The following is a 12659-nucleotide window of genomic DNA, read 5'->3' as shown; positions in this document are numbered from 1 at the left end:
CCGGCCCCACGCGGAGCAGGAGGAACCCTGGATGAGCACCGACACCTCGAAGGACGCCGTCGCCCCCGGCGCCTCGCCGGCCGGCACCACCCGCGCCACCATCGCCGCCCGCTTCGAGCGCCTGCCGCTCTCCCGCTGGCACGTCACCGTCCGCCTGATCGTGGGTGTCGTCACCTTCTTCGAAGCCTTCGACCAGTTGCTGATCGCCTACGCGCTGCCGGAGCTCCGCGACGAGTGGCAGCTGTCCACGGGCGACGCCACGGCGGTCCTCACGGTGGGCTCGGCGGGCATGCTCGTCGGCGCGCTGCTGTCGGGCCGGCTGGCCGACCGCTACGGCCGGGTGAAGGTGATCGCGTACTGCGTGGCCGCATCCGGTCTAGTGAGCCTGGCGCTGACCGCGTGCACCTCGCTCGCCCCGTTCCTGGCCCTGCGCTTCGTGCAGGGGCTCGCGATCGGCGGCGAGGTGCCGGTGGCGGCGGCCTTCATCAGCGAGATCACCCGGAGCTTCAAACGGGGCCGCTTCGTCCTGCTGTACGAGCTCGTCTTCCCGGCCGGTCTCACCATCGGCGCCCTGGTCGCGGCCTGGGTGGTCCCGGCGGCGGGCTGGCGCGTGATGTTCGCGGTCGCGGCCGTGCCCGGCCTGCTGGCCTTCCTCGTCCAGCGCAAGGTCCCCGAGTCGCCGCGCTGGCTGGCGGAACGGGGCCGGCTGGAAGAGGCCGACGCGGTGATGACCGGGATCGAGGCGAAGGTGTCGGCGGCGACGGGCGAACCGCTCCCGCGCCCGACCGGCCCCGCCCCCGCCGCCCACGAACCCGTGGCAGCGGCCACCGCCACCCCCGCGGAGCGCACCGCGACCGGTCTGCGCGGCCTGTTCACCGGACGCTACCGGCGCCGCACGCTGGTGGTCGGCGCGATCTGGTTCACCGGCTACTTCGTGAACTACGGCGTGACGTCCTGGCTGCCCAGCATCTACAAGGACGCGTACGGCCTCCCCCTCTCCGACGCCCTGCTCTACTCCACGGTGACCTCGGTCGCCGGCCTGCTCGGCTGTCTGGTCGTCGCCCTCACCGTGGACGTCCTCGGCCGCCGCCGGATCTTCGCGATCTGCCTCGGCGCCTCGGCCGCGCTCCTGCTCACCCTGGCCGCGCTCGGCGCCGGCACCCCCGCACAGGTCCTGATCTGGACCTCGCTCTCGGCGGTCGGCTTCTTCGGCTCCAACATCTGCCTGTACCTGTACACACCCGAGCTCTACCCGACCCGGATGCGCGCCCTGGGCTGCAGCGTCGGCGGCGCGGTCAACCGGCTGGGCGTGATCCTCGGCCCGATCCTGGTGGGCGTCGTCTACGCGGCCGGCGACAGCGTCACCGCGGTGTTCGTGATGCTCGGAGCGGTGGCCCTGGTGGGCGCGGTGGTGGCGGGAACCCTGGCGGAGGAGACGGCGAACCGGCCGCTGGAGGAGATCTCGCCCTGAACCCCTGTCCCGGGGCCGCCCGTCGCTACTCCCCCGGGCCGCCCGCCGCCGACTCCTCCGCGATCCGTTCATGGTGGCGGATGACCTCCGCCACGATGAAGTTCAGCAGCTTCTCGGCGAACGCCGGGTCCAGATGGGCGCTCTCGGCCAGTTGACGGAGCCGGGCGATCTGGCGGGACTCGCGGGCCGGATCGGCCGGGGGGAGCTGGTGGGCGGCCTTGAGGTGGCCGACCTGCTGGGTGCACTTGAAACGCTCGGCCAGCATGTGGACAACAGCCGCGTCGATGTTGTCGATGCTCTCGCGCAGCCGGTTCAGTTCGGCGCCTACGGAATCGTCGATGTCGCTCGTGGTCATGGTCATCGAGCTTAGACGGACCGGGCTACGGGATGATCGTCGGAGGGTGCTCCGGGTCCGGAACACGGTCGCTCCAGCCGCCCGGCACGCTACGGCCCTGCTGTTCGCGGAAGCGGACCGGGGCCATGCCGACGCGACGGGCGAACAGCCGGGAGAAGTACGCCGGGTCGTCGTACCCCACCCGCCGGGCGACAGCGGCGACGGGCAGATCCCCGGTGGCCAGGAGCTCCTTGGCGCGTCCGAGGCGGATGCCGAGGAGGTAGTCCTTCGGGCTGCACCCGGCCCCCCGCCGCACCGCCGTGCGCAGTTCGGCGGGCGTCATGCCGTGCCGGGCGGCGTGCTCGGCGACGGAGAACGGCTGGAAGGCGTCACGGGCCAGGGCCTGCAGCACCGGGTCGCCGTCGGGGCTGACGTCGGCGCGCGCCCGGCGGAGCGCGACCAGGAGTTCGTGGACGGCCGCCCCCGTCTCCACCTCCAGCAGGGGGTTGCCGCGCCGGGCCGCCCTCACCATCCGGCCCACGGCGGCACGCGGCCCCGCGGTGTCGGCGAGCGGGACGAGCGGGCGTTCGGGTTCGATGTAGCCGAGTTCGGTGTACGTGGTGGTGGCGGGGCCGGTGAAGTCGACGAAGCTCTCGTCCCAGCCGGTGACCGGGTCGGCGCCGTAGTGGTGCGGGGTGCCGGGGGTCAGCCAGATCAGGCTGGGCGCGGTGACGGGCACCCGGCGCCCGTCCTGACCCGCGAACCATCCGCTGCCCGCGTTGATGACGACGGCCACGTGGTGGTCCAGGGTGCGGGGGCCGACGGTCGGCAGCGTGCCGTGCTGCAGGCCCACCCCCAGGCAGACCAGGCCGAGGCGGTGGTGGAGCGGGCTCGGGGTGAAGAAGCGCATCCAGGTGTGGTACATCGGCCTTCGCTCCTCCGTCCGCGACCATGTGACGTGCGGCGTCGTGTGCTGCGTCCAATCAGCAGTGATCTTTGTCCATGGACCGGCCGCACGCCAGGGGGTGAGGCTGGGCCGTGACATTGCTCCCGGGTTCGCCCGCTCCGTCCCACGTACCGCGTTGCGCTCGTACCGGGCCGCGCTGCGCGGCGTTCACGGGACCGCGCGCATCAGGAGAGAACGAGCACGATGGCTGACTTCACCGTGGCGGACGACCACTTCCGGATCGACGGGAAGCCCGTACGGCTGCTGTCGGGGGCCCTGCACTACTTCCGGGTGCACGAGGCGCAGTGGGAGCACCGGCTGTCGATGCTGCGGGCGATGGGTCTGAACTGCGTCGAGACGTATGTGCCGTGGAACCTCCACGAGCCGCGGCCCGGCGAGTTCCGGGACGTCGGGGCGCTCGGCCGTTTCCTGGACGCGGTGCGGCGAGCGGGTCTGTGGGCGATCGTCCGCCCGGGGCCGTACATCTGCGCGGAGTGGGAGAACGGCGGGCTGCCCGTCTGGGTGACCGGTCGGTTCGGGCGGCGGGTGCGGACCCGGGACGCCGGGTACCTGGACGCGGTGGAGCGGTGGTTCGCCGAGCTGCTGCCGCAGGTGGTGGAGCGGCAGACCGACCGCGGCGGCCCGGTGATCATGGTCCAGGCGGAGAACGAGTACGGCAGCTACGGCACCGACGCCGTCCATCTGCGCCGGATCGCGGCGATGCTCGGTGAGTCCGGTGTGAGCGTTCCGCTGTTCACCTCCGACGGTCCCGAGGACCACATGCTCACCGGCGGTTCGGTGCCCGGCCTGCTCGCCACCGCGAACTTCGGTTCGGGCGCGCGCGAGGCGTTCCGGGTGCTGCGCCGTCATCAGCCCGGTGGTCCGCTGATGTGCATGGAGTTCTGGTGCGGCTGGTTCGAGCACTGGGGGGCGCCGCCGGTCCTGCGCGATCCGGCGCAGGCCGCCGACGCGCTGCGGGAGATCCTGGAGTGCGGGGCCTCGGTGAACATCTACATGGCGCACGGGGGGACGAACTTCGCGGGCTGGGCGGGCGCCAACCGTTCCGGGCCGCTCCAGGACGGGGACCTGCTGCCGACGGTGACGTCGTACGACTACGACGCTCCGGTCGACGAGTACGGGCGGGCCACGGAGAAGTTCCACCTGTTCCGGGAGATCCTCGCCCCGTACGCGGACGGGCCGCTGCCCCCGCTGCCCGCCGAGCCCGCCGGCCTGGCTCCGGTACGGGCCGAACTGTCCGAGTGGGCGCCGCTGCCCGATGTCATGGAGGCGCTGGGCGACGAGGAGACGGCTGAGTCCGGTGTCCCGCCCACGTTCGAGGAGCTGGGGGTGGACCGCGGCCTGGTGCGCTACCGGGTCGCCGTACCGGGTCCGCGCGCCCCGTACACCCTGGGGGTTTCGGGGCTGCGGGACCGGGCGGTCGTGTACGTGGACGGGGTCCGCCGGGGCGTGCTGAGCGAGGCGGACAGCACGCTGGCGGAACCGGTGGGCGGGCCCGCCGAGGTGGAGCTGTGGGTGGAGTCGCTGGGCCGGGTCAACTACGGGCCCCGGCTGGGTGAGCCGAAGGGGATCAGCGGGGGTGTGCTGCACGAGCGCCAGTTCCTGCACGGCGTACGGGCGCGGGCGCTGCGGCTCGACGCGTTCGACGGGGCGGACGCGTTGGAGGGTGTCCCGTTCGTGCCGGTCGACGGGTCCGGGGGGACCGGCCTGTACCGGGGCACGTTCGAGGTCGCCGACGTGTCCGGAACCGGACATGCGGGGTTCGAACTGCCGGGCTGGACCCGTGGGTTCGTCTGGGTCAACGGGTTCTGCCTCGGGCGCTACTGGGCGGCGGGCCCGCAGCGGACGCTGTACGTGCCGGGTCCGGTGCTGCGGGACGGGACCAACGAGGTGTGGGTGCTGGAGGTGGAGGGTGCGGCGGCTCCGTACGCGGAACTGGGCCCGGGTGCGCCCGCGCGGGCGCCCGGCCCGGAGGGTGCGGACGTCTGACGGGCCCCGCCCGCCCCGGTCTACAGTGGTGCGGAGCCGAGCGTCGCGAAGTGGGGGTGAGGACGTGGCGGACAGCCCCCGAGGCAACCCGGTGGTGCACGGTTTCCCGCATCTGGACACCGTCCGCTCCGCGATCACCGCGCTGTACCGCCGCCTGTCGTACGACGGCGTGCACCGCTTCGCCCCGAGCCTCGCCCCCGCCGACGCGGCGTTCGCCGACGCGGACGATCTGCATCTCGGTGCGCAGCGGGTGGCGCGTGCGATGGTGCAGCACCTGCGGCTGCCGGACGCGCGGATGGTCGTGGCCTTCCGTGCGATGGAGCATGCGGGAAGTGTCGAACTCGCGGCGGGGCCGGAGTACTTCATCGAGCTGAACGACCGCTTCCGTACCCATCGCCGGGACATCGGTGCCGCGCTGTCGCACGAGGTCATGCATGTGCTGCTGCACCGGCTCGGCCTGGAGTTCCCGGGGACCCGGGACAACGAGATCCTCACCGACACCGCGGCGGCGTATCTGGGGGCGGGCTGGCTGCTGCTGGACGCGTTCCGGGAGGACGCCACGTCCAGCCAGAAGCTCGGCTACCTCACTCCGGAGGAGTTCGGGTACGTGCTGGCCAAGCGGGCGCTCGCCTTCGACGAGGATCCCTCGCCGTGGTTCACCAGCCCGCAGGCGTACACCGCGTACACCAAGGGCCGGGCCCAGGCCCTGCGCGAGAGCGCGCAGCCACCGCTGACGGCCGCGGGCTGGGCGGGCCGCCGCCGGTACGCCAAGGACCGGCGGTACGCCCAGGACCATCCCGGTGCGGCTCCGGTCCCGGGGCCCGGGGTTCCGTACGCCTTCGAGGCGGGCGGGGACGGGCTGCGGGTCGCGTTCGCGTGCCCGACGTGCCATCAGCGCAACAGGGTGCCGGTCCGTGGCCGGGTGCGGGCGCGGTGCGCGCTGTGCCGGACCGTGCTGGACTGCACCACCTGAGAACGGCCCGCTCCGGACAAGTGGCCTTGCCGCGCGGCGTATTACAGTCGAAATGTGACAGAAGATCCGATGGCGGCAGCAGCGGGCGGACACCGCCTGTTCGATGCGCTGTACGAGGGCGAGAACGCCGTCGTACGGCTGCTCCGCAGCGGTGTGTCCGCCGAGTCGGTGGACGAGGACGGGGCGAGTGCGCTCTATCTCGCGGCGGTGTCGGACCGTCCGGGGGTGGTGCGGCTGCTCCTCGCGGCGGGCGCCGACCCCGACCGGGCCTGTGGTCCGGAGGCGGGCGACCTGCCGCTGTGCGGGGCGGCGTGCGGCGGGCACACGGAGGTGGCAGAGGCACTGCTGGCGGCCGGGGCGCGGCCGGATCTGCGGGAGCAGTTCGGTTTCACGGCGTTGCGGTGGGCGGTGGGGCTCGGTCACGCACGGACCGCCGGGGTGCTGCTGGCGTACGGCGCCGACCCCTGTCTGCCGGGCCCCGAGGGCGAGTCGCCGCTGCTGCTCGCGGCCCGGCGGGGCTCCCTGCCGACGGTCCGCGCGCTGCTGAGCCATGGCGCGGGAGCGGTGGAGGGTGCCGTCGAGGAGGCGCTGGGCGAGGCGCGGCGCCTGCTGGACACCGACCTGGAGCAGGAGATGCGCGCGGGCCTGCGGGAGTTGTACGGGGACACTGACGCGTACGAGGTGGTGGTGCGCCGGACGGTGGCCGACGGCGGGGAGACGCTGAGCGTCGAACTCGTCCGCGACGGCCGGCCGGCCGCGGGCCGGGACCAGCAGACGGGGCACGGTGCGATCGCCACGGTCCTGGAGGCGGAACTGGGTGTGCGCGCCTCCTTCGAGGAACTGGCGCGGCGGGCTCTGCGGTCCGGGGGCCCGGGGCTGGACAACTGGCAGGCATCGGCCGAGGCGCTGGGCGAGCGCGGCGACGAGGAGACCCGCCAGGCGGCGGCCGCGTGGTGCGCGGCGGACGACCCGTTGCTGCGGGCGTTCGGCACGGAGGTGCTGGGGCGGCTGGGGTCGCCCGTGCCGTCCCCTCACGGGGGGCTGCCTCCGCACTCCGCTCCTCGATCGCCGAAGGAGCTTGATTCGTGAGGGCGCGAAAGAGCCCGTCCGGCGCTTGAGGACGGAAGCGGTGCTGCGGGCGAACCCGGCTGCCGCTCCGTCCTCGAACGCCGGACGGGCTGAAAGGTGACTGCTACGCCGCGCGACGGCCCCGTGCAGGCGCGCCACCCCGGCCGGCGCCCCCGGCGCGACCCGCGCCACCGGAACCTCCGGAGCGACCGGTACCGCCCGCACCGCCGGAGCGAGCCGCACCACCCGTGCCACCGGCGCGACCCGCGCCGCCCGCACCCTGCGCGCCGCTGCCCCCGGCAGCACCCGCGCCGCCGGCGCCACCGCGACGGCCCCGGCCGCGGCTGCCCGAGCGGAACCCGCCGCCGGTGCCGGTGCCCGTACCCGTACCGCCGCCGGACCGCGTGCGCGGCTTCGGCGGGGTCGGCTGCGGAACCTCGACCACGATCGCGATACCGGACGGTTCGCGCGCCCCGGTGATCCGGGTGAGCTCCTCGTCGCTGGACCTGATGCGCGTGGTGCGGGGGGCGATGCCCGCGTCCTGCATCAGGCGGGTCATCTCCCGCTTCTCCTCGGGCAGCACCAGCGTGACGACGCTGCCGGACTCGCCGGCGCGCGCCGTGCGTCCACCGCGGTGGAGGTAGTCCTTGTGGTCGGTGGGCGGATCCACGTTGACGACCAGGTCGAGGTCGTCGACATGGATGCCGCGGGCCGCCACGTTCGTCGCGACGAGCACGGTGACCTCACCGGTCTTGAACTGGTCCAGGGTCCGGTTGCGCTGCGGCTGGGAACGCCCGCCGTGCAGCGCGGAGGCCCGTACACCGCTGGCGAGCAGCCGCTTGGCGAAGCGGTCCGCGGCGCGCTTGGTGTCGACGAACATGATCACGCGGCCCTCACGGGCGGCGATCTTCGTGGCGACGGCCTTCTTGTCGGTCTCGTCGAGTACATGGAGCACGTGGTGCTCCATGGTGGTGACCGCGCCGGCGGACGGGTCGACCGAGTGCACGACGGGGTCGGTCAGGAACATCTTGACCAGCCGGTCGATGTTCTTGTCCAGGGTCGCGGAGAACAGCATCCGCTGCCCGCCTTCCTCGACCTGCTTGAGCAGCGCGACGACCTGCGGCATGAAGCCCATGTCGGCCATCTGGTCGGCCTCGTCGAGGACGGTGATGGCGACATCGTCCAGGCGGCAGTCGCCGCGCTCGATGAGGTCCTTGAGCCGGCCCGGCGTGGCGACGAGCACCTCTGCGCCGCGGCGCAGCGTGCCGGACTGCTTGCTGATCGACATGCCGCCGACGACGGTGGCCATCCGCAGGTTGACCGCGGTGGCGTAGGGCGTCAGCGCGTCGGTGACCTGCTGGGCGAGCTCGCGGGTCGGGACGAGGACGAGCGCCAGCGGCGCCTTCGGCTCGGAGCGGCGCCCGGCGGTGCGGGCGAGCAGTGCGAGGCCGAAGGCGAGGGTCTTACCGGAGCCGGTGCGGCCTCGGCCGAGGATGTCCCGGCCGGCGAGCGAGTTCGGCAGGGTGGCGCCCTGGATCGGGAACGGGTCGGTGACGCCCTGCGCGGCAAGGGTTTTCAGCAGGGCGGCGGGCATGTCCAGCTCGGCGAACGCCTCGACGGCGGGCAGTGCGGGGGTCATGGTTTCGGGCAGGGCGAACTCACCCTGCGGCGGCGTGGCCCTGCGACGGGGAGACGCCTTGCCGGATCCCTTGCCGGAACCCTGTGCGGTTGCCTTTGCCTGGGCCGTGCCACGCCCCCTCGACGGGCGATTGCGGGCGGGACGGTCCTGACGTTCGGAGCGGGTCATACGGAATTGCCCTCCTGGGGGATTCCTGGGAACTACGTGGGACTGCTGGGGACTACTGGAGAGTTCCGGGGGCTGCGTGGACGTGTGGTCCTACCGCCGTACGCGGCGCGCGGAACGCTCGGGACTCCCGGGGTGCTTCGTCGCACCCGGTGCGGGGCGCCGGTCGGCGCCCGTCTTTGCGTTACTTCCCAGGGACAGCACAAGCCGGGACCCGCACCTTCACGGTGCGGGCCCCGGCTGCGAGGTACGCGTCCGGCAATTAGGCCGGGACGATGTTCTCCGCCTGCGGGCCCTTCTGGCCCTGCGTGACGTCGAAGGAGACCTTCTGGCCCTCCTGGAGCTCACGGAAGCCCTGGGTGGCGATGTTGGAGTAGTGGGCGAAGACGTCGGCGCCGCCGCCGTCCTGCTCGATGAAGCCGAAGCCCTTTTCCGAGTTGAACCACTTCACGGTTCCAGTAGCCATGTCATTCTCCTAAAACAGGTGCAGTGCCGGAAATCCGCACTTTACGAATTCCAAGTCGCCGCATTGAGCCCCACCCGGAGAAAGCCGGAAAACAATAAAGCGCCTGAGGAAGCATTCCCGTCAGGCGCACATAAAGTTCATGGGTACCAAAACTGCAACCGGACCACCGTAGCACGATCTGCCGACCAGCGGTGGGACACGCCGCGCCGCCGGCCGGTGGACTTCCGGGAGATCCCTTGGGGCGTCAGGCCGAGGGGCCTTTCAGAACTGTTCGAACCCATCCCGCGGAGCTCATTCGGGCCCGTCCCGCGGACCGTCCCCCGGCCGGTTCAATGAGGCGACGCGATGCCGTCCAGGACCATCGAGAGGTACTGGCGGGCGATCTCCTCCGGGCTGTGCCGGCCGCCCGGCCGGTACCAGGACGCGGCGACCCAGACGGTGTCGCGGACGAACCGGTAGGTGAGGCGGATGTCGAGGTCGTCCCGGAAGGTCCGGTCGGCGACGCCTCGCTCCAAGGTGCCGAGCCAGGCCTTCTCGAACTTCTCCTGGGACTCGACGAGGTACTGGAACCGGGGCTGGGCCGCCAGGTGCCGGGCCTCCTTCTGGTAGATGGCGACGGCGGCACGGTGCCGGTCGATCTCGCGGAAGGATTCGGTGACGAGTGCCTCGATGGTCTCCCGGGGGCCGAGCCCCGCGTCGAGGACGGCGTCGTACCCCTCCCAGAGCTCGTTCAGGAAGGTGGAGAGGATCTCGTCGAGCATCGATTCCTTGGAATCGAAGTGGTAGTAGAGGCTGCCCGCGAGCATGCCGGCCGCGTCCGCGATCCTGCGGACGGTCGTGGCGTTGTATCCCTGGGCGGCGAACACCTCGGCGGCGGTGGCGAGCAGTTCGTCGCGGCGCTCGGGCGAGGGGGTCACCTGGGGCTTCTTCTTGGTAGGCACCCGCCCATTCTCCGCCCGGCGGCCGCGGCTCCGGACGGGCCCCGTCCCCGCAGCCCCGCCCGGGCCCCGTCAGGGCTCTGTGACCGTCGGCCCGTCGTCGTTGCCCCGGCGGATCGTGTGCAGGGGCCGGCCGGGGCGCCAGACCTGGACGACCAGGGTGTCGCCGCCCTCGATGCCGGTGCGTACGACCTCGGTGAGCTCCACCCGGAAGAGGTGGAAGGGTTCCGGCGGCTTCACCTCGTCGATGAAGCGGGCCAGCAGGTCCGGGTCGGTCACCTCCACCGCGCGTCCGGAGATCCGTACGTCCCCGTCGGCCATCTCGGCGTCGGGGCCCGGGTTCGCCTGCACCGCGAAGCGGGGGTCGCGGCGCAGGTCCAGTGCCTTGCGCGAGTTCGGCATCATGCCCAGGAGCGGCTCGTCCAGCCGGAAGTCCACTTCGAGTCCGGTCACGCGGGGCGAGCCGTCCGTGCGCAGGGTCGCCAGGACGTGGTGCCTGTACTGCTCGAAGCGACGGCGCACGGTGTCGGCGAAGTCCGGTTCGGCGGTCCGGAAGTCCGTCCAGTTCGATGAGGTCATGGCTCCATCGAACCCGGGAATCCCGACACCCCCTGTCCGGATTCCCCCGCGCACGGCGACGGACCACCCGGACGGATGCCACGGCGGCCCCGGCATGGTGTGCTGGAAGGGGTGGAAGCCGCCGTCCGGGCGGCGGGGAGGGCCGCTCCCCCTCCGAGGTGAGTTCAGATGGCGATCTTCATGAAGGCGTCGCTGCCGGGTGTGACGACGGACCAGTACGACGCGCTCAACGCGGAACTGCAGTCACTGCCCGGCGACACGTTCGCGGGCTGCCTCTCGCACGTCTGCGTGGCCACCGATTCGGGCATCGAGGTGTACGACCTCTGGGAGTCCCAGGAGGCCATGGACAAGTTCGGCGCGGTGATCATGCCCGTCGCCGAGAAGCAGGGTCTGCCCGCCCCGAGTGAGCCCCCGGCCGTCTCCGAGGTGCACCGCTACTGGGTACCGGGCTCGTAGCCCGACACGGTCACCAGCGCCGCGTCACCCTGGGTCCGCAGCACGCACGACGCCCTGCTCCGCAGCAGCACCGCGTCGTAGCAGCCGAGCCGGACGTCCGTGCCGTCGATGACGGCACCGTCCTCCAGCGCCACGGCCAGCACCGCCCCGCCCTCCGGAGCCATCAGCCGGAGGGTGCCGCGTACCACCGCGGTCTCGGCCCGGACGCGGTCCCTGCGGTACATCACGTTGAGGTTCACGACCGGGCCCGCCAGCAGCCGGCCGTCCGTCTCCACGTCACCCGGGAAGTCGTGCGGCCAGTACGGCTCGTCGACGATGTGGTGCTCACCGTCCACCATCAGGTCCATTCCGGCCCCCTCCACCACCGTCAGGGTCCGGTCGACGCCCGGGAACAGGGAGAACGGCCCGTCCTCGGCCACGTCCGCCAGGCTGACCCGCCAGTCGAAGGCGCCGGTGGTGGCGCCGGGGGACGCGGCGATCTCGCGGGTGGTGCCCCCGCCGTTCCGCCACGCCACAGGTGTGCGGCCGGCGGCGCGCAGGATCCGGAACGCCTCGGCGGTCATCAGGGGGGCTCCGATCGTCGGCGGTGAGGAACCCCGAGCCTAATCCGCTCCCCCGGGTTCGCTATCTTGATCGCCGCCGCCCCCACCGGCCTCTGTTCGCACCCCCGATGAAGGAGCCGGCCATGGAGGCCGCCGTCACCACGTGCTATCGCCACCCCTCGTACGAGACGTATGTGAGCTGCACCCGCTGCGAACGCTTCATCTGCCCCGACTGCATGCGGGAGGCGGCCGTCGGCCATCACTGCGTGGAGTGCGTGAAGGAGGGGCAGCGCTCGGTACGGCAGGCGCGGACGGTGTTCGGCGGTGCGGCGGGACGGAACGCGGTGCCGCTCGTCACGTATGTGCTGATGGGCCTCAACATCCTGGTGTACCTGGCCGAGCTGGTCCGTCCGGGGATCGTCGACCGGTTCGCGATGACGGGGGCCGGGCTGACCGGCCCGGACGGCAGCGAGTACGTCTACGTGGACGGGGGTTTCCCGGGCTTCGACGTGACGGGTGTGGTGGACGGTGAGTGGTACCGGCTGCTGACCGGGGCCTTCCTGCACCTGCCGCCGGGCGAGTCCGCCTTCGGTTCGCTGCCGTTCGGGGTGCTGCACATCCTCTTCAACATGTACGCGCTGTGGAATCTGGGCCGGGTCGTCGAGCAGGAGCTGGGCCGGGTCCGGTATCTCGCGCTGTATCTGCTGTCCGCGCTGGGCGGTTCGGTGCTGCTCTACCTGATCGCGCCTCTCGACTCCGCGGTGGGCGCCTCGGGAGCGGTCTTCGGTCTCGCGGCGTCCTTCTACGTCATCAACCGGCGGCTGGGCCGGGACATGCGGGCGGTGAACCGGTTCCTGGCGGGGTTCCTGGTCTGGATGGTGATCTCGGCGTCCTTCACCTCGTGGGAGGGGCATCTGGGCGGACTGCTGACCGGTGGGGTCGTCACCGTCGTCTACGCGTACGCCCCGGCGCAGCGCCGTACACCGGTGCAGGCGGCCGGGTGTGTGGTGCTGTTCGCCGTGCTGGTGCTGCTGGTGGTCCTCAAGAGCTCGGCGCTGACCGGCTGAGCGGCTTC

At 72.3% G+C, this 12659-nt stretch carries 13 protein-coding genes; 6 read left to right on the top strand and 7 right to left on the bottom strand.

All coding sequences use genetic code 11. The annotated features are described in order from the left end of the window. Positions 1–31 precede the first annotated feature (31 nt). Positions 32–1471 (top strand): MFS transporter, encoded by a 1440-nt coding sequence (locus OG959_RS29560; RefSeq protein ID WP_326663364.1) that lies wholly within the window; start codon positions 32–34, stop codon positions 1469–1471. 25 nt (positions 1472–1496) lie between these two features. On the opposite strand, the gene OG959_RS29555 is transcribed toward OG959_RS29560, so the two are convergent. Continuing rightward, positions 1497–1826: a chorismate mutase gene (locus OG959_RS29555; protein WP_326663362.1), complete on the bottom strand. Its 330-nt coding sequence runs from the start codon at positions 1824–1826 to the stop codon at positions 1497–1499. Between the two features lie 25 nt (positions 1827–1851). Next, entirely contained in the window at positions 1852–2730 is an 879-nt protein-coding gene (locus tag OG959_RS29550; protein ID WP_326663360.1) for a helix-turn-helix domain-containing protein, read from the bottom strand. A gap of 225 nt (positions 2731–2955) precedes the next feature. On the opposite strand from OG959_RS29550, the gene OG959_RS29545 reads away from it, so the two are divergent. The 3 genes from OG959_RS29545 (at position 2956) to OG959_RS29535 (ending at position 6820) form a co-directional block, all read left to right on the top strand. Further along, complete coding sequence (locus OG959_RS29545) at positions 2956–4758, top strand: glycoside hydrolase family 35 protein (RefSeq protein WP_326663358.1); 1803 nt, start codon at positions 2956–2958, stop codon at positions 4756–4758. Positions 4759–4822: 64 nt separating this feature from the next. Further along, on the top strand, positions 4823–5731 hold the full coding sequence (locus tag OG959_RS29540; protein ID WP_326663355.1) for a hypothetical protein: 909 nt from the start codon (positions 4823–4825) through the stop codon (positions 5729–5731). Positions 5732–5785: 54 nt separating this feature from the next. Continuing rightward, positions 5786–6820, top strand: a complete 1035-nt coding sequence (locus tag OG959_RS29535) for an ankyrin repeat domain-containing protein (RefSeq protein WP_326663353.1) — start codon at positions 5786–5788, stop codon at positions 6818–6820. 103 nt (positions 6821–6923) lie between these two features. Here the strand turns inward: OG959_RS29535 and OG959_RS29530 are convergent, their stop codons facing one another. From OG959_RS29530 to OG959_RS29515, 4 genes are all read right to left on the bottom strand, one after another. Further along, complete coding sequence (locus OG959_RS29530; protein ID WP_326663352.1) at positions 6924–8606, bottom strand: DEAD/DEAH box helicase; 1683 nt, start codon at positions 8604–8606, stop codon at positions 6924–6926. Between the two features lie 259 nt (positions 8607–8865). Further along, on the bottom strand, positions 8866–9069 hold the full coding sequence (locus tag OG959_RS29525) for a cold-shock protein (RefSeq protein ID WP_015607926.1): 204 nt from the start codon (positions 9067–9069) through the stop codon (positions 8866–8868). Positions 9070–9398: 329 nt separating this feature from the next. Beyond that, positions 9399–10010 (bottom strand): TetR/AcrR family transcriptional regulator, encoded by a 612-nt coding sequence (locus tag OG959_RS29520; RefSeq protein ID WP_326663351.1) that lies wholly within the window; start codon positions 10008–10010, stop codon positions 9399–9401. A 69-nt stretch (positions 10011–10079) separates the two neighbouring features. Beyond that, entirely contained in the window at positions 10080–10586 is a 507-nt protein-coding gene (locus tag OG959_RS29515) for a pyridoxamine 5'-phosphate oxidase family protein (RefSeq protein WP_326663350.1), read from the bottom strand. A 168-nt stretch (positions 10587–10754) separates the two neighbouring features. Between OG959_RS29515 and OG959_RS29510 the strand changes: the two genes are divergently transcribed. After that, entirely contained in the window at positions 10755–11042 is a 288-nt protein-coding gene (locus tag OG959_RS29510) for a hypothetical protein (RefSeq protein ID WP_326663348.1), read from the top strand. On the opposite strand, the gene OG959_RS29505 is transcribed toward OG959_RS29510, so the two are convergent. After that, the gene (locus OG959_RS29505) at positions 11021–11605 is read right to left on the bottom strand and encodes a HutD/Ves family protein (protein WP_326663347.1); all 585 of its coding nucleotides are present in this window, start codon (positions 11603–11605) and stop codon (positions 11021–11023) included. The two genes, OG959_RS29510 and OG959_RS29505, sit on opposite strands and share 22 nt — an antisense overlap. Before the next feature lie 122 nt (positions 11606–11727). Between OG959_RS29505 and OG959_RS29500 the strand changes: the two genes are divergently transcribed. Then, positions 11728–12651, top strand: coding sequence for a rhomboid family intramembrane serine protease (locus OG959_RS29500; RefSeq protein WP_326663346.1), 924 nt, complete (start codon positions 11728–11730; stop codon positions 12649–12651). Positions 12652–12659: the final 8 nt, after the last annotated feature.

This window comes from Streptomyces sp. NBC_00385, assembly GCF_035917155.1.
In the GTDB taxonomy this organism is placed as follows: Bacteria; Actinomycetota; Actinomycetes; order Streptomycetales; family Streptomycetaceae; genus Streptomyces; species Streptomyces poriferorum.
Note: the sequence above shows the minus strand (reverse complement) of the source record. Positions and strands in the feature narration are given on the sequence as shown.